Source organism: Corynebacterium sp. KPL2850, assembly GCF_040225855.1.
In the GTDB taxonomy this organism is placed as follows: Bacteria; Actinomycetota; Actinomycetes; order Mycobacteriales; family Mycobacteriaceae; genus Corynebacterium.
Genome location: NZ_JBEHFV010000005.1, coordinates 74,300 through 99,882, shown reverse-complemented (window position 1 = coordinate 99,882; position 25,583 = coordinate 74,300). Strand labels below are relative to the sequence as shown.

General features: G+C 57.7%; 24 protein-coding genes and 1 tRNA gene. 17 read left to right on the top strand and 8 right to left on the bottom strand.

Annotated elements, in window-relative coordinates; translation table 11 throughout:
* The first annotated feature begins 155 nt into the window (after nt 1-155).
* Nucleotides 156-941 (top strand): DUF4300 family protein, encoded by a 786-nt coding sequence (locus tag ABRP93_RS03130; RefSeq protein ID WP_349886859.1) that lies wholly within the window; start codon nt 156-158, stop codon nt 939-941.
* 587 nt (nt 942-1,528) lie between these two features.
* Nucleotides 1,529-1,996, top strand: a complete 468-nt coding sequence (locus tag ABRP93_RS03125; RefSeq protein WP_349886858.1) for a hypothetical protein — start codon at nt 1,529-1,531, stop codon at nt 1,994-1,996.
* Between the two features lie 263 nt (nt 1,997-2,259).
* Here the strand turns inward: ABRP93_RS03125 and ABRP93_RS03120 are convergent, their stop codons facing one another.
* Nucleotides 2,260-2,685 (bottom strand): hypothetical protein, encoded by a 426-nt coding sequence (locus tag ABRP93_RS03120; protein ID WP_349886857.1) that lies wholly within the window; start codon nt 2,683-2,685, stop codon nt 2,260-2,262.
* A gap of 607 nt (nt 2,686-3,292) precedes the next feature.
* Here ABRP93_RS03120 and ABRP93_RS03115 point away from each other — a divergent pair.
* Together ABRP93_RS03115 and mfd are read left to right on the top strand one after the other, a co-directional pair.
* Nucleotides 3,293-3,910 carry a TetR family transcriptional regulator gene (locus ABRP93_RS03115; RefSeq protein ID WP_349852515.1) on the top strand — a complete coding sequence of 206 codons (618 nt, stop codon included), beginning with the start codon at nt 3,293-3,295 and terminating at the stop codon, nt 3,908-3,910.
* On the top strand, nt 3,911-7,552 hold the full coding sequence (gene mfd, locus ABRP93_RS03110; protein ID WP_349886856.1) for a transcription-repair coupling factor: 3,642 nt from the start codon (nt 3,911-3,913) through the stop codon (nt 7,550-7,552). It abuts the gene before it with no gap.
* A 41-nt stretch (nt 7,553-7,593) separates the two neighbouring features.
* On the opposite strand, the gene nadC is transcribed toward mfd, so the two are convergent.
* The 3 genes from nadC to ABRP93_RS03095 all read right to left on the bottom strand — a co-directional run bounded on the left by nadC (nt 7,594) and on the right by ABRP93_RS03095 (nt 11,153).
* The gene (nadC, locus tag ABRP93_RS03105) at nt 7,594-8,526 is read right to left on the bottom strand and encodes a carboxylating nicotinate-nucleotide diphosphorylase (protein WP_349886854.1); all 933 of its coding nucleotides are present in this window, start codon (nt 8,524-8,526) and stop codon (nt 7,594-7,596) included.
* The gene (nadA, locus tag ABRP93_RS03100) at nt 8,527-9,525 is read right to left on the bottom strand and encodes a quinolinate synthase NadA (protein WP_349886852.1); all 999 of its coding nucleotides are present in this window, start codon (nt 9,523-9,525) and stop codon (nt 8,527-8,529) included.
* A gap of 152 nt (nt 9,526-9,677) precedes the next feature.
* A complete protein-coding gene (locus ABRP93_RS03095; RefSeq protein ID WP_349886850.1) occupies nt 9,678-11,153 on the bottom strand; it encodes an amino acid permease in 1,476 nt (491 codons plus the stop codon).
* A gap of 69 nt (nt 11,154-11,222) precedes the next feature.
* Here ABRP93_RS03095 and ABRP93_RS03090 point away from each other — a divergent pair, with 69 nt between their 5' ends.
* The 10 genes from ABRP93_RS03090 to ABRP93_RS03045 all read left to right on the top strand — a co-directional run bounded on the left by ABRP93_RS03090 (nt 11,223) and on the right by ABRP93_RS03045 (nt 21,003).
* On the top strand, nt 11,223-11,813 hold the full coding sequence (locus ABRP93_RS03090; RefSeq protein ID WP_349862577.1) for a MazG nucleotide pyrophosphohydrolase domain-containing protein: 591 nt from the start codon (nt 11,223-11,225) through the stop codon (nt 11,811-11,813).
* A gap of 90 nt (nt 11,814-11,903) precedes the next feature.
* Entirely contained in the window at nt 11,904-12,665 is a 762-nt protein-coding gene (locus tag ABRP93_RS03085) for a lytic transglycosylase domain-containing protein (protein ID WP_349886849.1), read from the top strand.
* Between the two features lie 92 nt (nt 12,666-12,757).
* The gene (gene eno / locus ABRP93_RS03080; protein ID WP_023026132.1) at nt 12,758-14,035 is read left to right on the top strand and encodes a phosphopyruvate hydratase; all 1,278 of its coding nucleotides are present in this window, start codon (nt 12,758-12,760) and stop codon (nt 14,033-14,035) included.
* A gap of 235 nt (nt 14,036-14,270) precedes the next feature.
* Nucleotides 14,271-14,831, top strand: coding sequence for a septum formation initiator family protein (locus ABRP93_RS03075; RefSeq protein ID WP_349886848.1), 561 nt, complete (start codon nt 14,271-14,273; stop codon nt 14,829-14,831).
* 8 nt (nt 14,832-14,839) lie between these two features.
* Nucleotides 14,840-15,388 carry a DUF501 domain-containing protein gene (locus tag ABRP93_RS03070; RefSeq protein ID WP_023026136.1) on the top strand — a complete coding sequence of 183 codons (549 nt, stop codon included), beginning with the start codon at nt 14,840-14,842 and terminating at the stop codon, nt 15,386-15,388.
* Nucleotides 15,389-15,397: 9 nt separating this feature from the next.
* Complete coding sequence (locus ABRP93_RS03065; RefSeq protein WP_023026138.1) at nt 15,398-16,363, top strand: Ppx/GppA phosphatase family protein; 966 nt, start codon at nt 15,398-15,400, stop codon at nt 16,361-16,363.
* Nucleotides 16,364-16,404: 41 nt separating this feature from the next.
* Nucleotides 16,405-16,478: transfer RNA gene (locus tag ABRP93_RS03060), tRNA-Leu, on the top strand.
* Nucleotides 16,479-17,259: 781 nt separating this feature from the next.
* Complete coding sequence (locus ABRP93_RS03055) at nt 17,260-18,027, top strand: Bax inhibitor-1/YccA family protein (protein ID WP_349886846.1); 768 nt, start codon at nt 17,260-17,262, stop codon at nt 18,025-18,027.
* Between the two features lie 369 nt (nt 18,028-18,396).
* Complete coding sequence (locus ABRP93_RS03050) at nt 18,397-19,122, top strand: hypothetical protein (RefSeq protein ID WP_349886845.1); 726 nt, start codon at nt 18,397-18,399, stop codon at nt 19,120-19,122.
* Nucleotides 19,123-19,428: 306 nt separating this feature from the next.
* Complete coding sequence (locus ABRP93_RS03045; RefSeq protein WP_349886843.1) at nt 19,429-21,003, top strand: hypothetical protein; 1,575 nt, start codon at nt 19,429-19,431, stop codon at nt 21,001-21,003.
* 57 nt (nt 21,004-21,060) lie between these two features.
* On the opposite strand, the gene ABRP93_RS03040 is transcribed toward ABRP93_RS03045, so the two are convergent.
* The 3 genes from ABRP93_RS03040 to ABRP93_RS03030 all read right to left on the bottom strand — a co-directional run bounded on the left by ABRP93_RS03040 (nt 21,061) and on the right by ABRP93_RS03030 (nt 22,502).
* Nucleotides 21,061-21,333 carry a thiamine biosynthesis protein X gene (locus tag ABRP93_RS03040; RefSeq protein ID WP_349886842.1) on the bottom strand — a complete coding sequence of 91 codons (273 nt, stop codon included), beginning with the start codon at nt 21,331-21,333 and terminating at the stop codon, nt 21,061-21,063.
* Between the two features lie 56 nt (nt 21,334-21,389).
* Nucleotides 21,390-21,911, bottom strand: coding sequence for a transcription elongation factor GreA (greA, locus tag ABRP93_RS03035; protein WP_005280026.1), 522 nt, complete (start codon nt 21,909-21,911; stop codon nt 21,390-21,392).
* A gap of 120 nt (nt 21,912-22,031) precedes the next feature.
* Nucleotides 22,032-22,502 (bottom strand): DUF4307 domain-containing protein, encoded by a 471-nt coding sequence (locus tag ABRP93_RS03030; protein ID WP_349862589.1) that lies wholly within the window; start codon nt 22,500-22,502, stop codon nt 22,032-22,034.
* A gap of 92 nt (nt 22,503-22,594) precedes the next feature.
* Here ABRP93_RS03030 and mca point away from each other — a divergent pair, with 92 nt between their 5' ends.
* From mca to ABRP93_RS03015, 3 genes are read left to right on the top strand one after another with little or no spacing between them, the layout of a single operon-like run.
* Nucleotides 22,595-23,485, top strand: coding sequence for a mycothiol conjugate amidase Mca (gene mca, locus ABRP93_RS03025; protein ID WP_239267966.1), 891 nt, complete (start codon nt 22,595-22,597; stop codon nt 23,483-23,485).
* A 3-nt stretch (nt 23,486-23,488) separates the two neighbouring features.
* Entirely contained in the window at nt 23,489-23,800 is a 312-nt protein-coding gene (locus tag ABRP93_RS03020) for a hypothetical protein (protein ID WP_239267964.1), read from the top strand.
* 18 nt (nt 23,801-23,818) lie between these two features.
* Nucleotides 23,819-24,589: an isoprenyl transferase gene (locus ABRP93_RS03015; RefSeq protein WP_284771501.1), complete on the top strand. Its 771-nt coding sequence runs from the start codon at nt 23,819-23,821 to the stop codon at nt 24,587-24,589.
* Between the two features lie 3 nt (nt 24,590-24,592).
* Here ABRP93_RS03015 and coaA read toward each other — a convergent pair whose 3' ends face one another.
* Nucleotides 24,593-25,519, bottom strand: coding sequence for a type I pantothenate kinase (gene coaA, locus ABRP93_RS03010; RefSeq protein WP_349852542.1), 927 nt, complete (start codon nt 25,517-25,519; stop codon nt 24,593-24,595).
* Nucleotides 25,520-25,583 lie beyond the last annotated feature (64 nt).

Below are 25,583 nucleotides of genomic sequence, written 5' to 3'. Positions count from 1 at the left end.
AATGGCCGTAGCCTTTCCCGCCCGCTTCGACAAATACCTATAAACCTAGCCCCACACACAAACAACTTGACACGCTCGCGCAGTCAAAGGCGGCGAGCGAACAGCACGCGGAGATTCCGACCGCAGATAGCGATGCGTCGCAACTTCTGGCGGGGATGACGATTAGCAATCTCGTCGATAAGCAATCGCAAGAGGTAGCCCGCACTGCGCTTGCCGATGCCGGAGTACCACAAGAAAGCATCGACGGCTTTTTTGAATTGGTAGACGAATACAACTCGGCTGTGCCGACGGACAGCATGGTGGCCGAAGGCTTTGCAGATTACGGAACGCAGGATCCGGACTACGATGTGGAGGCCATTTCAAAAGCGTGGAATGACCATCATGCGGACTATGTGGGTACCAATTGCCGCATCAATACCTTCACCCTGGCGGATTCGCTCTTTTCCGTTGATGATCAGGACAACCCCAATGATTCCTTGTTATTCCTAGATCAACAGTCCCTAGATAATGCGCCGGAGCAAATCTTTGATGAAGCCGAGCGCGCCAAGTTCGAGGCCTTCTATGGGAATGTGGAAACCACCATGGAGCAAGATCCAGGACAGCACATCGCCGATATCAAGGCTTATTTTAAAGACCGCGGCATCGAGTTCGCGGATACCGATGCTCGGGTGGTGTCGGTATTCTCGCACGATACCCTGACTGAACCGGCCACGCTTTTCATTGGGCACACCGGCGTTGCAATGCCGTATGAGGATGGCTATCTTTTCTTGGAGAAGCTTGCCTTCGACATGCCTTATCAGGCGGTGACGGTGAAGGATATGCAGCAGCTTAATGATTACTTGATGCATAAATACGATGACGGCCTCGATTTGGAATACGGCCAACCCGTCATCTTTGACAATGATGACGTGATAGAAGGCATGCGGTACGCCAAGAAATAAAAGGGCAGTTTAACCCTGTGTGACAATAATGAACTGCTTCCCGCCAGGAGGTAAGTGACGTTGAATAGCCAAAACACCGGGGAGTAGTTCGATCACTCGCGGTGAGAAGTACTTTCCCGCTTTGCCGAACACGGGGCGCTTGCTCAAGTAGTCGTGGTTAATCTAGGGGGTCTAGCGACCTAATTCATCTATGTAAGCGGTGCGCGGCCTAAACGACAGAATATGTTTTTGCGCTTGCGTCGTTACGGGAAGCAAGCCATCAACCAAATGGCCGTGGCCTACTCAGGCAGCTTTGACAAATACCCATAATCCCAACCCGCGCACAAACTACGTGGCGCGCTGACTGCGCATATGGCGGGGACATCTATTTTTGAAGGGTTGCCTAATTTCTTTAAGGTGAGCATAACCATCGTCACCGCGTACACTATTGTGATATATACCTCACATTTTGGGGCTTAGATAGTTAATCTATATGTCACTATAGGTATACTCACTAACCGTGTCGAGCTGGAGTTCTCAGAGGCTGGACACCGCCTCCCCAGCAAACGTTGGGAAAACTCACAAGACTCATAAGAAGGGTTGAAGACATGAAATCGAATAATTTCCGCCGCGTTTCCATCGCAGCTGCAAGCGCCGCTTTGAGCCTGACCCTGGCAGCCTGCAGTGATGATGGCAGCTCCGCTCCGGTGACTGTTACTGAGACTGCTACACCAGCGGAACAGAGCAACCAGAACAACCAGGGTGATGGCAAGGAAACCGTCACCGTCACCTCTGGTGCTGACGCTAACGCGAATGGTGACAACGCCGCCGGTCAGGGCGGTGGCAATGCTGCCACCAACGACCTGCCCACCGAAATCACCGGTTACTCCGGTGAAGCAGAGCGTGACCTGAACGAAGAGGGTCTGACTAAGGATGAAGTGACTCAGGTTCTGCAGCGTGCCCACAACGGCGAAGGCAAGGTCAAGTGGGACAATGATGGCTACTGGGAAATCGAAGTTGGTGGCGTTGACGTCGACATCGACAAGAACGGCCTAGTCCTTGACGTCGACCGTTAAATAGGTCATCCCGCTTCTGTATTGGCTTTGTGACTATACAGGGCACTCAATAATTGGTTCTTTTGGGAACCCAGCGAGACCGTCCGATGTGCACGTAGCGCACCGGACGGTTTTCTTTTAATAGGTTTCTCTTAGTCTCCCTTTGGGCCTGCCCTAAGGGGGACGGCACCTAGAAACTCGCTAGGTCAAGTTAAGAAAAGAGAAATGCTCTGAGTGTTTGGAATGCACTCAGAGCATTAGTGGAATTGTGGAGATCGTTGAAGTTAGGCGAGCTTAGCGGAGATCTCGATGATCTTTTCAACGACCTTCAGCGCGTCTTGAATTTTGCTGAAGTCAATGTTCTTGATGAACTTTTCGGCCTTTGCGTTGAAGTCATCAGTTTTGCTGGAGAGCTCGTCGAGCTTGGCGTGGAAGTTTTCCTTGTGCTCTTCGTGCTTGGCGTCGAGATCCTGCTTGTCATCTTGGCGCTTGCTGGAGAGCTCGTCCAGCTTGTTGTGGATGTCTTCCTTGTTGAGCTTGGAGGAACCGTTGTCGTCCTGCTCTGGGGCGGTCTCGGTGGTGGTTTCTACAGCTGCGGTGGTCTCGGCTGCGGTGGTTTCGGGAGTGGTTTCTTCAGCGAGTGCCGGTGCCACTGCGGTGGTGGTGGCGATGGCCAAGGTGGTAAGTCCGACGGATGCTTTGCGTAGCATGATTCCTCCTTAGTGGAATGTTGTTTTCAAAAGGTGGGTGTTTACACCGGAAACATACTAATGCTTATTCATTAAATATTCAGCTTTTGTGTCGGAACACACAGGAATACGTCAGGTGTGTATCAATTTTGCTGGAGATTTGGGTGCACCCGCCTGCGTATCTTGGGGCGTACAGGGGGGAATACATACGTGGAGGGATTGCATCATGAGTATTTGCGTTGCCCTATTTCCGCCGGTGGCTCGAATGCTCCTAGGGAGAGGGGAAGGGAAGCGCTAATTTGCCACCGTTGGACGTGATCGCTGAATACAGTGGACCCCGAGGCTGGTAGATTTTCACGGTTGGGCGATTCTCTTAGTGACTGCTTTTCTGCGACCACAGAAATGGGAAAACCAAAAATCCCTCTCGCTGGCGTTTATGCCTTTAGAGAGGGATATGAAAATGCTTCCCCACCAGGACTCGAACCTAGAATGGCGGTACCAAAAACCGCAGTGTTGCCGATTACACCATGGGGAACCACAGCGATTGCTGTAGCTATAGCGTACCTGACGCCCCCGGGTAAATAACAAATTACTAGGTAGGGGTGGGCCAAAGGATATGGTAGAAGGCATGGTTCGACAGAGAATGACCGGACGCGAGCGCCGCGAGCAATTGATTTCCATTGGGCGCGCCGCCTTTGCGGAATTGGGGTTTGAAGGCACTAGCGTCGAAGAGATTGCGTCCCGCGCCGGCGTATCGAAGCCGGTGGTCTACGAGCATTTTGGGGGCAAAGAAGGCCTGTATGCGGTGGTCGTAGATCGGGAGATGCTGGCGCTAGAAAGAGTCATCAGGGATTCTTTAGAAGAAGGCAGCTGGCGCGAGCGCATTGAGCAGGCCGTGATGGCGCTGCTGAATTACGTCGAGGAAGAAACCGATGGTTTCATCATTCTGGTACGCGATTCGAAGCCGGGCGAGGAGCGCAGTTTTTCTACGCTGCTCAATGCCGCGGTGGGGCAGGTGGCCTATATCTTGGGCGAAGCTTTTGAGCACCGCGGTATTAATCCGGAGTTAGCCAATATTTATGGGCAGGCCCTCGTTGGCATGGTCTCTACCACGGCGCAGTGGTGGTTGGATGAGCGCAGCCCGGATAAACCGGATAAGGAAGTCGTCGCTACGCATATAGTCAATCTATGCTGGAATGGTTTGTCCGGTATGGAAATTAAGCCCAAGCTAGGAGGCAGGAAGTAAATGGCGACGCCAATGCTGGCAGGTCTGCTTAAGGTCGCGGCCACGGACCCGAAGCTCAAGGGGCTTGTGGCCAATATGGGCCAGGACCTGCACATTACGGGTATTGATCAGGCGCGCCCTTGGGCTCTTGGCACCTTGGCCCACCACGCGCCGGTGCTGGCGGTCACGGCCACCAGCCGCGAGGCTGAGGATCTCACCGCGGAGCTTACCGCCATGATGGGCGACAAGGTCGCAATGTTTCCTTCTTGGGAGACGCTGCCGCACGAGCGGCTGAGCCCGGGCGTGGATATCATCGGCAAGCGCGCGCAGGTGCTGCACAACATTGATGACCTGCGCATTATCGTTACGGCCGCGCGCGGGCTCTCCCAGCCCATCCTGCAAGAAATCGAGGGCCGCGCCCCGGTGCACCTGGAAGAAGAGCACGAGTACAACTTCGACGATGTGGTGCGCAGCCTGGAATTTAGGGCATATAAGCACGTGGATATGGTGGCCAAGCGCGGTGAGTTTGCCACCCGCGGTGGCATTATCGATGTCTTTCCCACCACCTTGGATTACCCGGTGCGCGTGGAATTTTGGGGCGATGAGGTCACCGATATTCGTCAGTTCTCTGTTGCTGACCAGCGCACCATCCCAGAAATCGAGGTCGGCCGCGTCGATATCTTCACCGCCCGCGAACTGCCGATTACGGATGCGGTAGCGCAGCGTGCGGCCACATTGGCGGCGACGCATACCGGAAACCCGGCGCTGGTGGAGCTTTTGACCAAGGTCAGCGAACACATTCCGGCTGAAGGCATGGAGGCGGTTTTGCCCGTGCTTTCCGATGCCCCACTGATCACCCTTTCCGAGTTTCTCCCCGCCGACACGCACGTGGTAATGGTGGCGCCGGAAAAGATCAGGCGTCGCGTGGAGGACCTGGAAAAGACCGACGCGGAATTCCTTGCCGCAGGCTGGGAGGCCGCCGCCATGGGTGCGGATGGACCCTTGTCCACGGAAGGGCTCGATACTGAGGGATCGAGCTACCGCTCCTTTGAGTCTTTGGAGGTCTCTATTCGCGAGGCTGGCCAGCCGCTGTGGACATTTTCCCCACCGGGCATGCTGGCCGGGTCAGAGGAGGAAACCCTGCCGCTCGAGTTTGAGCCTGGGCCCACCCCGCGCGGGGATATCAAGGAAATCGACGCCATGATGGCCCAGCTGCTGGCGCATACCAATGCTGGCGGGCGCGCGGCGTTTATCGCGCCTGCCCAGGGTGCCATCAAGCGCATGGTGGAGCGTTTTGCCGAGCAGGGCATTCGCACTAAGGTGGCCACCCCCGGCTGGGAACCCAGCGCGGGCGAGGTCACCTTGTATCAGGCACTCAGCCATGCGGGCTTGGTCTTTCCTAAGGTGCGCAAGCTCAAAGACGCCGAGGCGCTGCCGCTCGTCGTGGTCACGGAAACGGACCTGACTGGTAACCGCGTTGGCGATATTGCAGACGCCAAGCGGCGTCCGGCCAAGCGCCGCAACAAGGTGGACCCGCTGGCGCTCAAGCAGGGAGATTTTGTGGTGCATGAAACGCACGGCATCGGCAAGTTTTTAAAGATGGCCGAGCGCACCATCCAATCTGGCGATGAGACCAGCCGGCGCGAATACATCGTGCTGGAATATGCGCCCTCCAAGCGCGGGCAGCCGGCGGACCAGCTATGGGTGCCGATGGATTCGCTGGATCTGCTCAGCAAATACACCGGCGGCGAATCGCCCCACCTATCCAAGATGGGTGGCTCCGATTGGAAGAACACCAAGAAGAAGGCGCGCGCCGCCGTGCGCGAGATCGCCGGCGAATTGGTGGACCTCTACGCCAAGCGCCAGGCCGCACCGGGACACCAATTCGCGCCCGATAACCCCTGGCAGGCGGAGATGGAGGACAATTTCCCCTTCGTCGAAACCGAGGACCAGATGCTCGCCATCGACGCGGTGAAAGAGGATATGGAATCCACGGTGCCGATGGACCGTGTGGTCGTCGGCGATGTGGGCTATGGCAAGACCGAGGTCGCCATTCGCGCCGCCTTCAAGGCCGTCCAAGATGGCACCCAGGTCGCCGTACTGGTACCCACCACGCTGCTGGCGCAGCAGCACTACGATACCTTTAGCGAGCGCATGGCCGGTTTCCCCGTCAAGATGGCGGTCCTATCGCGCTTTACCTCAAAGAAGGAAGCCACGGAGATCTTTAAGGGGCTTGCCGATGGCTCGATTGACATCGTCGTCGGCACGCACCGCCTGCTGCAAACCGGCGTGCACTGGAAGAACTTGGGCCTTATCGTGGTGGATGAGGAGCAGCGCTTCGGCGTGGAACACAAGGAACACATCAAGGCGCTCAAAGCCAGCGTCGATGTGCTCACCATGTCCGCGACGCCGATTCCCCGCACGCTGGAGATGTCTATGGCGGGTATCCGCGAAATGTCGACCATCCTCACCCCGCCGGAGGACCGTCACCCGGTTCTGACTTACGTTGGTGCCTACGAGGACAAGCAGGTAGCGGCCGCCATTCGGCGCGAGCTTTTGCGCGATGGCCAGACCTTCTTTATCCACAATAAGGTCTCCGATATTGAAAAGAAGGCGCGCGAACTGCGCGACTTGGTGCCAGAAGCCCGCATCGTGGTTGCCCACGGTCAGATGAATGAGGACCTGCTGGAAAAGACCGTCCAGGGATTCTGGGACCGCGAGTATGACGTTTTGGTGTGTACCACCATCGTGGAAACCGGTCTGGATATCGCCAATGCCAATACGCTCATCGTGGAAAATGCCCACCACATGGGCTTGTCGCAGCTGCACCAGCTGCGCGGGCGCGTGGGCCGCTCCCGCGAGCGCGGTTACGCCTACTTCCTGTACCCCAAGGGCGCCACGCTGACTGAGACCTCTTATGACCGCCTGGCCACCATCGCCCAGAACAACGATCTGGGTGCAGGCATGGCCGTGGCCATGAAGGACCTGGAGATGCGCGGTGCCGGCAACGTGCTGGGCGCGCAGCAATCTGGCCACATCGCTGGCGTGGGTTTTGACCTCTACGTGCGCTTGGTGGGCGAGGCCGTCGAGGCCTTCAAGTCCCTGGCCCGCGGCGAGGCACCTGCGGTAACAGACGAGGGCCCGAAGGAAATCCGCATCGATCTCCCCGTGGATGCCCACATCCCAGAGTCCTATATCGACTCCGAGCGCTTGCGCCTCGAGGTCTACCGCAAGCTCGCGGCCTCGCAGGACAACAAGGATCTCACGGCGGCGCGGGAGGAAATGGAAGACCGCTTCGGTACCTTGCCCAAGGAGGTCGAGCGCTTGCTCGCCGTGGCGCGCCTGCGCCACCAAGCCCGCCGCGCCGGGGTGGCAGACATTACCGTGCAGGGCACCCGCGTGAAATTCCACCCGGTGGAGCTGCCGGATTCCAAGCAGGTGCGCCTGAAGCGCCTCTACCCGGGTTCGAGCTTCCGCGCTGCGGCCAAGGCCATCAACGTGCCCTTCCCCAAGGCCGGGCGCAATGTCACTTCGCCCAAGCTGCGCGATGAGGAGCTTATCCAGTGGGCAGCGGACTTCTTAAGCGCGCTTTTCGATGTCCAAACCATCAACGTCTCCGGCGAGGAAGCCGGCGCCGGGTCGGTCATCAGCGTAGGCGAGTAGCCGATGGGCGAGAAGCCGAAGGGCGCGTAGCCCCTCGGCGCTTAGGAGAAGTCCAGGCCGATATCCAGAACGCGTACCGAGTGGGTGAGGGCGCCGACGGCGATATAGTCCACGCCCGAGATGCCGTACTCACCGGCGTTCTCCAGCTGCAACCCGCCGGAGGCCTCCAGCGCTGTGGTTGGGCTGAGCGCTTGGCGGCGGTGGACGGCGGTGTGGACATCGGCAAGCGCGAAGTTATCCAGCAGCACCATATCCGGGTGCAGCGGGAGCACCTCGTCGAGCTGATCCAAGGTGTCGACCTCGACCTCGCAGGAGATGTCCGGGGCGTGCTCGCGCACGCGGCGCAGGGCCGTGGCCACGCTGCCGCCCACGGCGAGCACATGGTTGTCTTTAATCATGGCGGCATCGCCCAAGCCCATGCGGTGGTTCGCCCCGCCGCCGGCGCGCACGGCGTATTTCTGCAGCGCGCGCAGGCCAGGCAGCGTCTTGCGGGTATCGCGCACCTGGGCCTGTTTTACGTTTTGCGGCGTTCCTTTTTCTTCCGCCGCTGCTGCGATGGCATCGACCCAACGTCGGGTCTGCGTCGCGATGGCGCTTACGTGCGAGACCATATTGAGCATGGTGCGCTCAGCGGCCAGCACGAGGAGGGTAGGCGCCTGCACCGTGGCGATGACCTGGCCTGGGGTAACGCGGTCGCCGTCGGCGGAGTGGAGGGTGATGGTGGGGGCATCGGCAAGCGCGGAGCCCGCAGTATCCACGCCCCACTGGGCTAAGCGCTGGGCGGTAGCGTCAAGGACCTCTTCGATAAGGCCCAAGCCTGCGATGGTGCCGGCCTCGCGCGCGGTGAACTCCGCAGTGCAACGGGCCTCACCCGGCACCGTGGCAAGCGAGGTGTAATCCGGCCCGTAAGCGAAATCCTCATCCAAGGCCGTGGCGATGAGCGCGGAGCAATCCGGCAGGCGCAGGTTTCCCATTTACTCGCCCCCGCCGGGGTTGCCAATGGAAATCATGGCCTCAAGGGACTTGCGCGCCGCATTCGCGATGTCCTCTGGCACCGTAACTTCATCGGTCTCTTCCATCAGGCAGCGCTCCAGGGCCTCTGGGGTGATCATCTTCATGTACTTGCACTCGGCGTGATCGTTGACGGCCTGGAAATCGATGTCTGGGGCGGCCTGGCGCAGCTGGTGCAGCATGCCGGTCTCGGTGGCAACGAGCACCTTGTTTTGGGGCTGCTTCTGGGATTGGGTGATCATCTGCCCGGTAGAGAGCATGTGTACGCGCTCTTGTGGCACCAAGCCCTCGTTGGCCAGGTACAACGCGGAATTGGAGCAGCCGCACTCCGGGTGGATATACAGGTCCGCGTCCGGGTTATCTTGGGTTTGTTGGGTTAGCTGCTGGGCGCTAATGCCGGCGTGCACGTGGCACTCACCAGCCCAAATGCGGATATTTTCCCGGCCGGTCTCGCGCTTGACGTAGGCGCCCAAAAACTGGTCGGGGCAAAAGAGGATTTCTTTATCCGCCGGCAGCGAATTGACCACGTCGACGGCATTGGAGGACGTACAGCAGACATCGGTCAGCGCCTTGACCTCGGCGGTGGTGTTGACGTAGCTGACCACGAGGGCAGCGGGGTGCTCGGCCTTCCATGCGCGCAGCTCATCGGCGGTGATGGAATCCGCCAGGGAACACCCAGCGCGCTCATCGGGGATGAGGACCTTCTTATTCGGCGAAAGAATCTTCGCGGATTCCGCCATGAAGTGCACGCCGCAAAAGACGATGATATCTGCATCGGTTTCCGCCGCCTTGCGGGACAGCGCCAGAGAATTGCCGGTGTGGTGGGCAACGTCTTGGATCTCCGGGATCTGGTAATTATGCGCCAGGATCACCGCATTGCGCTGCTCCGCCAACTCTTTAATCCGCTCCGCCCAAGCCTTGCCTGCCGCGGGGTCCGAACCAGCGGGAGTGGCAGAGGGCATGACGCTAACATTGCTTTGAGTCAAAAGTGCTCCAAAAGTGATAGTCACAGGAATTAGTGGGGTGTTATAACCGTACTAAACTGTCTGTGGTCAAGACCACTTGCGATGGCGGGGTGAGGGTACCGACCTGGCCCGGCTGGCGGGGCAGGTGATTAGAGCTCCAGCGATCCTTGGGCGAGGCCGACCGCGGCGATGGTGGCGGCCACCAGCACCACGATGACGATTGACCACTCAAATCCATTAAAAAGCTTCTCGCGGCGCGATAGGCGGGTGAGCACGTACGGGATAATTCCCGGCACGACGGCGAGGGCGCCAAAGAGAATATAAACCGGGTCGGCGGCATAAATGAGCCACAGCGAGTACACAAAGGCCACCAGCGCGATGCCAAAGTGGCGCCGGTTTTCGCGTCTGGGAATATCCGGCCCAGACAGATCGAAGCGCGTTCCGGCGTGCGGGTGGGTCACGCCCTTGCCGCGTATCGCTAGCAGCAACAGATACAGCGAAGAGAAGATATAGGGTAGGAGGTACATGATGGTGGCGAGCTGCACCATCGCGGCATAAGACGCCTCGTTGACGTAGAAGACGACGATGAAGATCTGGATCGCGGAGGTGGAAATCAGCTGTGCTACCCACGGGGCGCCGGCCACATTGATGGTGCCGATGCGGCGGGGGATAAGGCCATCGATGGCCATCATGACGATGGGCTCAGCACACAGCATTTGCCAGGAAACGTAAGCGCCGAGGACCGAGAGGCACAGGCCGATGGAAATCAGCGCGCCGCCCCAGGGGCCGACGACCTCCGTAAGCACCGAAGCCATGGAGTTATCCGGCAGCGCGGCCAGCTCCTCTTTGCTCATCACACCAAAGCTCAAGGTGGATACGGAGACCAAGAGTGCCAGCACGGAGAAGAAGCCAATGACGGTGGCACGGCCGACATCGGTGCGCTTAGCGGCCTGCTTGGAATAGACGGAGGCACCCTCTACGCCGATAAAGACCCAGACAGTAAAGAGCATGATGCCTTGGACCTGCTCAAAGACGCTGGCATTGGAATTTCGCCCCCAGAAATCCAGGGTGAATTTATCCCAGCTAAAGCCGATGAACGCGACCAAGACGATGAAGGCCAGGATGGGCACGATCTTGGCAATCGTCGTCACCAGGTTCATGAATGCGGCCTGCTGCACCCCGCGGGCCAAAACGGCGAAGATTCCCCACGATAGAAGGGAGACGGCGATGGCGGACGCCCACTGGTGGTCGGCATCGAAAAGCGGCAGGTAATGCCCAATCGTATTGAAAAACAGCGTGGCATAACCCACCTGCGCCATCACCGAGCCCAGCCAGTAGCCCCAGCCTGAAGTAAAGCCGATGAAATCACCCAGGCCAGCGCGCACATAAGAATAGACGCCGGAATCAAGGTGGGGTTTTCGGTACGCCAAAATCTGGAAGACGAAGGCAACGGACAGCATGCCGATACCCGCCACCAACCAACCGATGAGCATGGCACCTGGGCCTGCCACGGAGGAAATATTTTGGGGTAGCGAAAATATGCCCGCGCCGACGGTGGATCCGATAATCAGCGCGACAAGCGTCCACAATGACACCGAGTGGGACTTATTTTGGCTGGAGGTCATTGGCCTAAAGTACCGCGCCTGCCCCGTTAAAGGGAACTTGAGAAAACACACGGGATAGACTTTGTAGCTATGACAGTCCTGTTGCTCGATGAACGCTGGCCCACCATGATCCCCATGCGCGCCTATGGCAGGTTATATGGACCCGTTCAGTTCACCGGGGAAGTACCGGTACCAGTGCGGTGGAATTTTTCGGATCTCTTAAGCGGCGATGATGCCACCGGCACCTTGGTCACCACCGATGAACACGATCCAGAAACCCAGGCGCGCATTGCCACCGGGGAGCAGGTCATTAGGGCCGAGTCGCTCGAGGATCCCGTGATGCAGGCGCGCAGCGCTATGGCGACGGCCCGCCGCATCGGTGAATGGGAACGCGAGCAGACCCATGAATCCCTCCTGCCGTACTTAGAAGAGGAGGCAGGGGAATTTGCGGCGGCCGTGCGCCAGCGCGCGCCCGAGGAGGATTTGCTCAAAGAGCTAGGGGATATCTTCCTGCAGGTGCTTTTTCACGCCGAGATTTCCACTTTCTCGCTAGACGATGTCGCCGCCAGCTTCGTGCGCAAGATGCGCTCCCGCGCGCCGTACCTCTTTGACGGCACGGCGGAATTAGTAGGTGTAGAAGAACAAAACCGCCTCTGGGCGGAGGGGAAATCGCGAGAGTAAAAGCGGGACTAAAGGCTCAGCGACTTTTACGCGCGGCGGGCGCGTGTAGTTATCCGGCGGGGTGAAATTCACTTAGTAGGATGGCTACTCATGAACAGGCTGCTGCGAACAATCGGAGGCTGCGGGCTAGCTGTAGTGATCATCATTGCGCTGGTGATGGGGCTAATTGTGACTAATTCGTCCGATGATTCTTCGGTCCCGGATGCCACCCCGCCCGTAGGCGGAAAAGAGGTGGCGAATATCGATGTCAACGCGCCGGGGCGCACGGCCGATAAGCTAACGCACTGGGCATCGGATCTGGCGGAGGCTACCGATATCCCGCCGCAGGCGCTGCGCGCCTATGGCAATGCGGAGCTTATTGCCCGGCAGCAGTACCCGGGGTGCAATCTGCGGTGGAATACCCTGGCGGGCTTGGGCTTTGTAGAAACTCGACACGGTACCTATAACGGCAATTGGTTTAAGTCCTCCAAGTTGGATGACAACGGCTACCCGCAGCCGCCGATCGTCGGCATCACCCTGGATGGTTCGAATAACACCGCGCACACCCCGGATACCGATAACGGCGAAATCGACGGCGATACGGAATTTGACCGCGCGGTAGGTCCATTGCAGTTCATCCCTACCTCGTGGGAGTCCGCCGGCGGCGATGCCAATGGCGATGGCAAGGCTGATCCGAACCAGATTGACGATGCCGCCCTGGGAGCGGCGAACCTCTTGTGCTTTGGTGATAGGGATCTCAGTGACCCGGATCAGTGGGAAGAGGCCATCTTAAATTACAACCAGTCCAGGGAATATCTGGACAAGGTAGCCCACGCGGCCAATGCCTACTCGGTACCGCAATCGGCTCGCTAGCCTCACGCGTGGCGGTTTTCTGGAACAATTGGGCCTGTAACTGAACTAAGTGGCTCAGCGACGAACATCATCTATAAGGAGTGAGTTACAGCATGGCTGGTATCATCCACGCATTTGGACGCGAGATTCTGGATTCCCGCGGTAACCCGACCGTAGAGGCCGAGGTCTTCTTGGACGACGGCGCCCACGGCGTTGCCGGCGTTCCCTCCGGCGCATCTACCGGTGTGCACGAGGCACACGAGCTGCGCGACGGCGGCGACCGCTACCTGGGCAAGGGCGTGCAGAAGGCCGTAGAGAACATCAACGAGGAAATCGGCGATGAGATCGCTGGACTCGAAGCCGATGATCAGCGCCTCATTGACCAGGCGCTCATCAAGCTGGACGGCACGGACAACAAGTCCCGCCTCGGCGCCAATGCCATCCTCGGTGTCTCCATCGCTACCGCTAAGGCCGCCGCCGAGTCCGCCGCGCTGCCGCTGTACCGCTACATCGGCGGCCCCAACGCTCACGTTCTTCCCGTTCCCATGATGAACATCCTGAACGGCGGTTCCCACGCTGACTCTGGCGTGGACGTGCAGGAGTTCATGATTGCTCCCATCGGCGCAGAGACCTTCACCGAGGCTCTCAGCATCGGTGCTGGCGTGTACCACTCCCTGAAGGCCGTCCTGAAGGACAAGGGCTTGTCCACCGGCTTGGGCGATGAGGGCGGCTTTGCTCCTTCCGTCGATTCCACCCGCGCTGCGCTCGACGTCATTGTTGAGGCCATCAAGAAGGCCGGTTTCGAGCCGGGCAAGGACGTTGCCTTGGCCCTTGACGTTGCTTCCTCCGAGTTCTACGAGGACGGCAAGTACCACTTCGAAGGCGGCGAGCACACCGCTGAGGAGATGTCCAAGGTCTACGAGGAACTCATCAACGAGTACCCCATCGTTTCCATCGAGGACCCGCTGCAGGAAGACGACTGGGAAGGTTACACCACCCTGACCGCCGCCATTGGCGATAAGGTCCAGATCGTCGGCGATGACTTCTTCGTCACCAACCCGGCTCGCCTGCAGGAGGGCATCGACAAGAAGGCAGCCAACGCGCTGCTGGTAAAGGTCAACCAGATTGGTACCTTGACCGAGACCTTCGATGCGGTAGAGCTTGCGCACCGCAATGGTTACCGCACCATGATGTCCCACCGCTCCGGCGAGACCGAGGACACCACCATTGCGGACTTGGCTGTTGCCCTTAACTGCGGCCAGATCAAGACCGGTGCCCCGGCCCGTTCCGAGCGCGTGGCTAAGTACAACCAGCTGCTGCGCATTGAGCAGGAGCTTGGCGATGCCGCCGTTTACGCCGGCCGCTCCGCCTTCCCACGCTTCAATGCTTAAGGCCTAGCGGTCTAGTCTAGAAGCTAGACGCCGCTAGGAAATTCGGTCCCCGCCGCACCCCACAAAGGTGCGGCGGGGACTTCCTCTTTGTGTCCCTAGTTCTGCGCAGGGAGTCCGCGGAGGGCCCATTGGGCAGCGCATGTTCTCGGGCGATGAGATCGCCCGAGAAAGTTGGTGAATTTCCGCGCGTGCCACGCCCTTGTTACTGGTGTGGCGGCGCTAGGATAGTAATCCTATGGCACGTGAGAAGAAGACGGAGCGCCGCCGGAGCCGCACTAGGGTTCCGGTGGCCTCGCGTGCTGCGGATATCCGCAAATCCCAGCGGGCGCAGGAAAAGAAGAACCGCAAGCCCGATCGCATGAGCATCGTTGGCATGACCGTCATCGTTGTTTTTGTGCTGGTGGTGCTCGTCATCATCGCGGTTCCGCTGCGCAATTACTACCACGGCCGCTCCGAAATCGCCCGGCTTAATGAATCGATTGCAGCGAAGCAGGATGAAAAAGACGCCCTGCTAAAAGAGATCGATAAATATAAATCCGACGACTATATCAAGCAGGAAGCCCGGCGGCGCTTCGGCGTGGTGGAGCAGGGCGAGACCGCGTACCGCATCCTCGATCCTAATATTCAGCCCGATAACCAGGTCACTACCGATAGTCAGGCACAGGAAGATTCGCGCCCATGGTTTGAGGTGCTGTGGGATTCGGTGGCGCAGCCGCCAGAAGAAGAGGCCCCAGCGGGCGAGTCGCAGCACCTGCCGATTGAGCCAGTGCCTGAGGAAAGCGGCGATATGCGATAATTGTTCGCATGACCGTCACTGATGCAGATTTAGCCATCGTCTCCGAGCAATTGGGCCGCACCCCACGCGGCGTGCTGGAGGTATCTTTCCGTACGCCGGACGGCCAACCGGCCGTGATCAAGACCTCTCCTAAGCTGCCGGATGGCACCCCGTTTCCCACGCTGTATTACCTCACCGATCCCCGATTGACCGCGGAGGCCTCCCGGTTGGAGGTCGCCCACGTAATGAAGTGGATGGAGTCCCGCCTAGCCGAGGACAAGGAGCTCGCCGCGGACTATCACCAGGCCCACGAGCATTTCTTGGCCAAGCGCAACGAGATTGAAGACTTGGGCACGGACTTTTCCGGCGGCGGCATGCCGGAGCGAGTGAAGTGCCTGCACGTGCTCATTGCCTATGCGCTTGCCGAAGGACCCCAACACTTCCGCCTCGGCACCGAGGCCGTGGCCATGGCGGCCGATCACGGTAAGCTGCGCGGTACAGCGATTCCACAGGACTGGCCCACGGTAGAAGAGTTGGGCATTGACCTGGCGGAGTTCGATTTTTCCAACGCGGAATAGGAGCAAGACATGACTCGCGTGGCAGCAATTGACTGCGGTACCAATTCCATTCGCCTGCTGATTTCTGAGATCGATGAAGACGGCAAGGTGCGCGATATCACCCGCACCATGGAAATCATTCGCCTGGGCCAAGGCGTGGATGCAACGGGTGAAATCGCACCCGATGCCTTAGAGCGCGCCCGCGTAGCCTTGGAGGGCTATGTGCGCCAGATGAAGTTCGAGAAGGTCACCCGTGTGCGCATGGTGGCCACCAGTGCCACTCGCGATGCGAAGAACCAGCAGGAGTTTTTCGACATGACTGCTGAGCTTCTGGGCCAGATCGAATCCGGCGCCAAGGCGGAGGTTATCTCCGGCGAAGAAGAAGCGCTTCTGTCCTTTAACGGCGCGGTGGCCGATATGGAGCCGGATCGCGGCCCCTTCTGCGTCATTGACTTGGGCGGCGGTTCCACCGAATTCGTCGTGGGCACCGCCGATGAAGAGATTCTAGGTTCGCACTCTGCGTACATGGGCTGTGTGCGCTTGACAGAACGCATCATGCGCACCGATCCGCCCACGGAATCAGAAATCGAGATCGCTTCCGAATACGTGGCAGAGCGTATGGGCGAGGTGGAAAAGATCGTCCCCATGTCCAAGGCGCGCACCATTGTGGGTTGTGCAGGCACATTTACCACGCTATCCGCCTTGGCCCAGGGGCTAGAGCGCTATGACCCCGATGCGATCCACGGCTCGGAGCTGCGTTTCGACGCCCTGCGGGTGCTGCTCAAGCAACTCGTCAGCATTCCTTCGGAGGAGCGCGCCCTCAATCCGGTCATTCACCCCGGCCGCGCCGATGTCATCGGCGGTGGGGCAGTGGCAGTTGAGGGAATCATGCAGCTCATCGAGCGCACCAGCGATGCACGTAGCTTCTTCATCAGTGAAAAAGACATCCTGGACGGCATCATTGCAGGTCTGGTTAGTGAATCGACCCCTCATTAACTCTTTTTAGGAATAGTGTCCTACACTATTCCTTGCGCCTCGCCCCCATAGCCCAATCGGCAGAGGCAGTCGACTTAAAATCGATTCAGTGTGGGTTCGAGTCCCACTGGGGGCACGCTGTGAAGTCTCGAGACATCGTTCCTATGGTGTCTCGAGATTTTTCGTATGGCTGAGCCTAGCGTTTTAACTGGCTGGGAGGGCCCGGCCTAGTCGCGTGCCATTCGCCCACCACATCCGCGAGCCAAAGACGCGTGCGGCCCAATCCTCGCCGGTTCACGGCCCTTTGCCTGTATCTACGTCAGTGATTTTAGGCTGCACTGTTTTTCCGGTTGTTGCTGTCGATGGCAATTCCGACTGCAATGAATGCAGGGATGAAAAATGCGCTAGCTCCCGCCAGCGTCATGATGATTGCTGTGGCAGTGGAAATGAGTGTAAATCGCAAGATGTTCCTTAACTCTTGGCCGAATTATGACTGTCTAGGCACTTGAGGATCAGCTCATGAAGAAGGTACCTCTTCTAAGATTATATCGAAGCTACGGATAGCAAATCCTCGGTGCACCAGACCGAGCATGATGGGCGGCGAAGGATCGAGAAAAGAGCAGTAGGAATGAGGGGCGGTAGCGCCCTAACAGAGCAGATCACCATGGTGATCTGCCTCGTAGGCAGATGCTCTTTTGCAAACTGTTGGTCCTACGCCGAGGACTTTTCCGGCGGCTCACCCGACATGAGAGTAAGTTCCTAGCAACAAGATTCGGGACAAGTCACAGGAGGGACCTGTTCAGTAATAAATTTCTTGGAATCTTGAACAAATTATTCTAAATGAGGAACTTTGTGGGGCGTGATGACGTTGATCTACATGAGAAAGATGATTCGTACATCACTGAGAAAGGACAACCGTGCGTTCAAGCAATCCGGTTATGACCTCGCTGACTGAAACTAGCCAGCAGCAGAACCCCGGCTACGCGAGCGAAGCCCCTCGCCCCATGACCGTGGATGACGTCGTCACCAAGACGGGCATCACCCTCGGCGTTATTATCGTGGCCGCTGCTATCAACTTCTACCTAGGCACCATGAACCCAGGCACCGCGATGATGCTTATGCTGGTCGGCGGCATCGGCGGATTCATCACCGTACTGGTGGCCTCCTTTGGTCGTAAGTGGGGTTCCCCGGCTGCGACCCTCATCTATGCGGTATTCGAAGGCCTTTTCGTTGGTGGATTCTCCTTCGTCTTCGCTAACAGCACCATCGGTGGTTCTAATGGCATGGCGCTGATCGGCCAGGCAATCGTCGGCACCATCGGTGTATTCATTGGCATGCTCATTGTCTACAAGACTGGTGCAGTAAAGGTCACCCCAAAGTTCACTAAGATTTTGGTCGGCCTCATTGCGGGTGTCGCGGTTATGGCTCTTGCAAACTTCTTGGGTGCCCTCTTCTTCGATTTCAACCCACTGCGCGATGGCGGCCCCCTCGCCATCATTTTCTCCCTAGTCTGCATCGTCTTGGCTGCTCTGTCCTTCCTGACCGACTTTGACCAAGCAGACCGCCTTATCCGTGCCGGCGCTCCTGCCAAGCAGGCATGGGGCGTAGCCCTCGGCTTGGCCGTGACCTTGGTCTGGCTTTACACCGAGATTCTTCGCCTGTTGAGCTACGTTCAGCGCAACTAAGCCTTTCCCGTGCTTTCGGCCCGCACTTTAGTGCGGGCCATTTTTATGTCCGCATTTGACTTACGGGCTTGTAATTATTGGGGTAATTCAGGGGTATTAAGTCGTGCTTTAGCCTCTAAGCGCGTAGGAGAGCGCATTTAGGATTAAGACAGCTAATGAGCAGCAAATTTCACCATTTAGAGAGTTATAAATGTGGTGTATGAGATAGATGAAATAGTTAAATAGTGGCTAATTTGCGGGCTCGACAAGAAATTTTTGCACGATTCATGCATGCTATGTGGCGGGAACGGGAAACCGGAAGGTAGAGAGTTCTCTCCTCTATTTTCTTCTCGTTCCAGCTCGTCTAAAAGGGGTAACCGAAGGATTGTTGTGAAACGTCAGGCAACCGTAGCAGCGCTGGTAATCAGTTCGGTCGCACTGAGTGGCTGCGCTGCGGAAGTCGGCTCGAGGAGCGCATCAGAAGATGCCGCGATGTCGGCAGAAGCTGATGGCACTAGTTCGGCCGATGGCGCGGGTGATGCCAACGGGAACCAGGGGGATGACGTGGAAGATAATCTGGGGGATTCGGAACGCTCCGAAGACGAGGACACGGGGGCTGGCGCCGGTCCTCGGGGGGAGACCGGCGCCACGGCAGATGGGGATTCCGGGGTACTACCGCCGCCGGGAGAATTTGATCCAGCTGATCCGGATTTCGAGCTATTCGACCCGTGTACGGAGATTGCTTTGGAGAGATTGGAAGAAATTGGTTTAGAGCCGAAGATACTTGATTATCGAAAAGAATCTGGACACTATTTTTGCAACATTGCATCGAACGGGAGGAATTTTTCGGAAAACGTTTTAGTTTCCGCAGCTAGCGATTCAACTTCATTTGAAGAGCTAGGACTAAATGAAGAGCTTCGACAAAAAGATGAAACTGCGGATAGTGAAGGCATCCACCTATTTAACTCTGAACTCTTTAAAGAATCCCAGTGCAATGGATACCTTTCAACCAGCCGTGGGACGATAATAATCGGCATAAATGATGTCACACCAAAATCAAGCCAACTGAAAAGATGTCAATTGGCTGCTGAAATAATTACCAATCTCAAAAAATAGTCGTGTTTTGGGGGAAACATGCTTGTTAGCGTCAAAAATCTACAGCGAAATACCAGTACAATATCCGAGCTGTACCGACGAGCTCAGTCGCTAAAAGACCGAGTAAATAGCCCACTAAATTCTGGGTTTTCAAATGTGTCGGGCATTGACCACGTAGGGGGCGTGCACGAGAGGGCACTTACTACCGACCCAGGTTCGGCTAAGGGGACGCTCCTAGACTACGCCTCGCAAGTTGAATGGTTGTCGCAGGCTCTTGCTCGTGAAGCCCGAGGCTTTGAAGCCCAAGAATCTGCAAATAGTAGGGCGATGGATATCGCTGACGCGGGTGGCGAGATTGGCGTTGAATCAATGCCGATTATGGATCAGCCGGAGCCGGGCTATAGCCCGTTTATGTTCACTCCGCCTGTTGTAAACGTCGGCACGTCGATTACTAAGCTGGCTACGGACTTGATGTCTACGCAGATTTGGAGTGTTTCTGAAGCTAATTCGCGATGGGCATCGTTAGGGTCCGAGGTTCGAGAGATCGTTAGTGGGCTTGAAGAAGCCGCGGGATCTTTGGAGAGCGAGAATGACAGCGAAACGACGTCGCGGGCGGCTGCAAAGATTCGGGAGGTAGCAGCCTCGGGGAAACACTTTGTGGCCAATGCTGCAGCAATGGGAGAAAAACTTACTGGTTTCCACTCAAGGTTGATGATGATTCAGCCTTCGGCTATGGCGATGGCGATGAATATTATGACAATCCCCGACCCGGCCGAGCGAAAAATCGCAGAGACTGCCGCGTTGGCAAAGCTCCAGCCGGATCTTCAAAGGTTTGCCATTGACGCAATGCCTAATCAGCATGCGCTGATGGAACAGTCGCCGGCCTCCGGAGGAGGCGGCGTTGATGCCGGTTTGTCCGGTGTGGATGGCGATGGCCAGAAATATAATACCGACAATGTTGTGTGGCCGCGCGCGATTCAAGAAGCTATTGCCCGCGGCGATGTGGGGCCGGGAAACTTTGACGTGGCAAATGGCACGGTCCACGATTTGGAATCAGTCGGCATGACTCCGGAGGAAACCGCCGCGTTCCAGGAGCAATTGCATGCAGACGGACGAAAGGCGCTTTCCCAACTAGGTGTCGGCGATGGAATAGATATTAGTGGTCGCGATGTAGCCACCAGTGGAGCCTCACTTCCGGGGGCGACGGTACCGCATAGCCAGTTAGGCCCTATGTCAATGTCTGGCGTTGGGCCTGGTGCCACGGGTTTGGGCGCTGGAGCCGGGGCAGGTACCGGAACTGGAATTGCAAGTGCCGCGGGTGCTCCTACCTTAGGTGGGCGAGCTGGAAGCGGAAATCCTGGCGCGCTCCGCGGCGGCGGATTCAATCCACGGGCCGGGCTCGGTAATGGGGCTTTGGGCACGGGCGGAAGGTTTGGTTCCGGAGTAGGCGGAAATTTGGGCGCACTCGTAAATTCCGCTCCTGGATTGGGCGCTGGCGGAACCGCTGCGCGCGGCGGAGTAGGAATGCGCGGCGGTGTCGGTGAGGGTGTCGGTGCCCGTGGTGTCGGAGGTGCGCTTCCTCGCGCGGCAGGTGAAGCTGCTGGCAATAGCAGCGGTGGTAACGGTAGCCGGGGACACCTAGAAAGGGGCGCTGTACGTGAAGCCGTGGTGCGCGGGGGAGGCATCGGCAATAGCACCAGTGCTAAATCCAGTGCCACGAGGCCAGCCGCAGGCATGCGAGCCTTTGCACCAATGATGGGAACCCGCAGCCAGGGTAATGACAAGAACCGGGTGAAGGCGGTAACGACTCAAGTAGAGCGCGATCCGAATAGACGGGATCTGTTGGGAGAGCCACCGGCGGTCGTGCCTGGGGTCATCGGCAATTGGGCGCGTGAATCCTAGGCAGTGAATTGTGGAAAGAAAAAGGGCTGAAGGAAATAATCCTTCAGCCCACTTCTTTTATTGCGGCAGTTGCGTCGCGGTGGCGTTTGGCTGCTGCTCAGGTTCCTCGACCCCGTTTTGCAGGCCCTCCGGATCCACTTCGGTCTCGGTGGTGGCAGCAGACGAGGACGTCTCGGCATTCTTCTGCGCCGGTGCTTCGCCGGTAAAGGTCGATGCATTATCGATCTTGCCGGATTCAGAATCCTGCTGATTCGGCGGGTGGCATGCGGCCAAGGAAAGGCCGGCGGCAAATACTAATCCAGCGGTAGCGAAACGGGAGAATTTCTTCATGGGGATGTGCTCTTTCTCCAGAGTAGTGAAGGCGGTAGTGGGGTAGATGGAGGAAATTAGGACTCGCGCGGGGTGGCAGCCTTGGCGGAATCGTACGGGGCGGCCGACTCGATGGTTACTGAGATGGTCTTACCATTTGGCGCAGAGTACTCGCGGGTCTCACCCTCCTGTGCGCCGATGATGGCCGCGCCCAGCGGGGACTGCTCGGAGTAGGTCTCCAGGTCCTTGTTATCGGTCGCAGCAGCGCGGGTGCCGATGAGGAAGGTTTCCTTATCGTCCTTGTTGCCGTTGTAGTACACATGGACAACGCTGCCAGTGTAGGCAACGCCCTCCTGCATAGTGCCACGCTCGGTGGTGGAATTAGCCAGCAGCTCAGAAATCTGCTTGATGCGGGCCTCTTCCTGGTCCTGCATCTCGCGGGCGGCATCGTAGCCGGCGTTTTCTTTCAGGTCGCCTTCTTCGCGGCGCTCATTGATTTCCGCTGCAACCTCTGGGCGGTGATCGATAAGCTCCTGCAGCTCGGTCTCGAGCTTTGCCTTGGTTTCTGGGGTGATGTACTGCTTTTGCTGCTCAGCCATTCTAAAACCTTCCGTGCTGTGGAATAGTGGTCAAAGCCCCGCGATGGTGGCGGGACCGAAGTTAAGTATGCAACCAGGCAAATGCCCAGTTCTAGGCTGTACAAATCCTAGCACATGGAGCTAGCGACTTTCCGCGTAGTCGGGGTTGTTCATATCCAGGTAATCCGGGATATTGCCGGAGCAGCCGTAGGCGCCACCGGCGACGGCGCGGGCATTGGTGGGGACATCGACGGCAATGCGATGTGTTTCATTTCCGCCGGCGGGAACGGCAAATTCGCGGCGGCCCACCTCGGATTTGGAGTAATCGTAGGCCTGCACGATGCAATAGGCATCCTCATCGGTGTGATTGCGGCTCACATCGACCCAGACGCGCGTGGTGTCATCGCTCAGAACCTCCTGGGTGACCATAGAGATCTGCGCATTGACTGATTCTTTTTCCCGAAAATACTGGAAGCCGTAGTAGAGAAGGGTGACGAGCATGGCGGTGAAAATCAACACCAGTGCCTTATTGGTCCAGCTACCAGAGTTCTTTTGTGATTTATCGCGCGAGCCGTAGCGCGCGGAGGAGCGAGAATTTCCGGCGGAAGTCATAGCACTACTTTAACCGAGGAGTACCATTTTCCCATTATCTACTAAGATAGTGATCTGTTCTAAAAGCTAGTTTTAAAGGGGATGGATTTTCAGTGAGCGACTTTCGCCTCCTAGCAATCCACGCACACCCGGACGATGAATCCTCCAAGGGTGCCGCGACTACGGCCCGTTACGCTGCAGAAGGTGCGGATGTAATGGTGCTGACCTGCACCGGTGGTGAACGCGGTGACATTATTAACCCGGCGATGGACCGTCCTGGCGTTAAGGAAAACATGGCTGAGGTACGCCGCGAGGAAATGGCTAAGGCAGCCCGCGCGCTTGGGGTCCAACACCAGTGGTTAGGCCACGTAGATTCCGGCCTGCCGGATCCTGAGGAAGGCAAGAGCATGGAAGACCTCTTGCCGGAAGGCTGCTTTGCCCTGATGGGCGATGATGCAGCGGCCCAGGAAATGGTGCGCGTTATTCGCTCATTCCGCCCGCAGGTCATCATTACCTATGACGAAAATGGCGGCTATCCGCACCCAGACCACCTCATGGTCCACCGCGCCTCCATGATCGCGTGGGAAAAGGCTGGTGACCCTGACTACCACCCAGAGTTGGGCGAGCCTTGGGAGCCGCTGAAGCTGTACTACTCGCATGGCTTTGTGTACCAACGCATGAAGATGTTTCACGATCTCCTCCTTGAGGAGGGAAAGCCCAGCCCGTATGGTCCTATGCTGGCGCGCTGGGACACGGCTTTTGGCGATATTATGGCTCGCGTTACCACGCAGGTGGAGTGCGCCGATTACTTCCAAAACCGCGATGATGCGCTGCGGGCGCACGCCACGCAGATCGATCCCGCGGGCGCCTTCTTGGCCACCTCCGTGGAGGTTCAACAGCGTCTGTGGCCTACAGAAGAGTTTGAATTAGCTAAGACCCGAGTATCGACGTCGCTGCCGGAAAATGATTTATTTGCGGGCATTGAAAAGAACGAGGAGACTTAAAGCATGAGCGTCTATGACTCCCTTTTCTTGGCTGCGCACGATGTCACTGTCCTTGCGCAAGGCACAGAAGGTGCTGAGGGTGGGCCAATGGGGCCCGAGTTTGGCAAAGCCTCGCCCATCGGACTGCTCATCTTGGCCATCTTGGGCGTTGCCGTGCTGGTAGCGGGCTGGAACTTCCATCGCCGCTATTCGCGCTTCCGTCGGCGCACCATGTTCGCTGAAGACCACGGAATCGATCCATTCGACGAAGAAGCAGTGGATGCGGCGCTCAAGGAAGCTGGCCTTTACGATAACCGCAAGAAGTCGATTTTCTAAGCGGCTGGAGTAATCAACGTGACATTTCTCAAGCGGCTGATGTACCCCCTGTATGAAGCACGCCTCGTGCGGCTTATCAAGGGCAGACCGCAGCCGAAGCACGTGGCGATCATGGCTGACGGCAACCGCCGCTGGGCGCGGGAAGCCGGGTTTACGGATATCAGCCACGGCCACCGCCAGGGGGCGAAGAAAATTGGAGAGATGATCGCGTGGTGCCGCGATACCGATATTGAGGTAGTCACCATCTACCTCTTATCCACGGAGAACTTGAAGCGCAGCCAGCAGGAAGTGCAGCTGCTTTTTGACATCATCTCTGATGTGGTCACGCATCTGTCTCAGGGAGATCTGGATTGCCAGGTGCGTCTTGTGGGTAACTTAGGGTTGTTGCCCGCGCCGGTAACACAGCGCATGGTTGACGCCGCTGAGGAAACCAAGGATAACCAAGGGGTTATCGTCAATGTGGCCGTGGGCTACGGTGGGCGCCAAGAAATCGTCGATGCCGTTCAGAAGCTGGTGCGCAGCGAGGCCGAAAAGGGCACCAGCGCGGCCGAGATGGCGGACCGAGTCACCGCAGACTCAATCACGGAACACCTATATACCAAGGGCCTGCCGGACCCGGACTTGGTGATTCGCACCTCCGGCGAGCAGCGGCTTTCCGGATTCCTGCTGTGGCAAGCAGCCTATTCAGAAATCTGGTTCACCGATACCTATTGGCCGGCGTTCCGGAAGGTAGATTTCCTGCGCGCGCTGCGTGATTATTCGCAGCGTTCGCGCCGCTTTGGTAAGTAGCGGCTAGATTTTTCGCATGCGGACCTGTTCAACCAGGTGATGCGATCCCTTCTTCAATACCAGCGATGCACGCACGCGGGTGGGTAGGATATTTTCCACTAAGTTTGGCAGGTTAATGGATTGCCAAATCTCGCGGGCCTGGGCGCGCGCCTGCTCATCGTTCATATCGGCATAAGCAGCGAAGTGGGCATTGGGCCGGCGGAATTCGGTGTGGCGCAGCGTGAGGAAGCGGTCGATGTACCACTGTTCAATATCGTCCGTGCGGGCGTCGACGTAGACGGAGAAATCAAATAGATCCGCGATGGTTAAGGTGGGGCTGGTCTGGAGGACGTTGAGGCCTTCCAAAATCAAGATATCCGGCTGATTGACCTCTTGATAGCGATCTTTGACGATGTCATAGGTGATATGCGAATACAGCGGCGCTTTGACCAAGGGTTTTCCGGATTTGACGTCGGTAACAAAGCGCATAAGTGCACGGCGGTCATAGGATTCGGGGAAACCCTTGCGCTTCATCAGTCCGCGGTCTTTAAGCGTTTGGGTGGGAAAGAGAAACCCGTCCGTGGTCACTAGGTCCACCTTCGGGTGAGAGTCCCATCGCTGTAGGAGCACTTGGAGGAGGCGGGCGGTGGTGGATTTACCCACGGCCACGGAACCGCCCACGCCGATGACGAAGGGCACGTGCGTGGGTGGGTTGCCCAAGAAGGCCTCGGTGGCGGCGGTGAGTTGTTGCCGAGCGGTAACCTGCATGTGGATAAGACGGGAGAGGGGGAGATAGACGTCTGCCACCTCGTCCAAATCAATGCGGTCGCCGATGCCGCGTAGCTCTTCTAGCTCGTTTTCTGTCAACACCTGCGGCATGGATTTACGGAGTTCACGCCAGGTTTCACGGTCAAAGTCGAGGTAGGGGCTTGAATCCAGGTTGCGCGCCATAACTTAATTGTCGCACGCGGCGATAAGGGAATGAAAAATTTGCCCCCTGTAAGGTAGCCGAAAG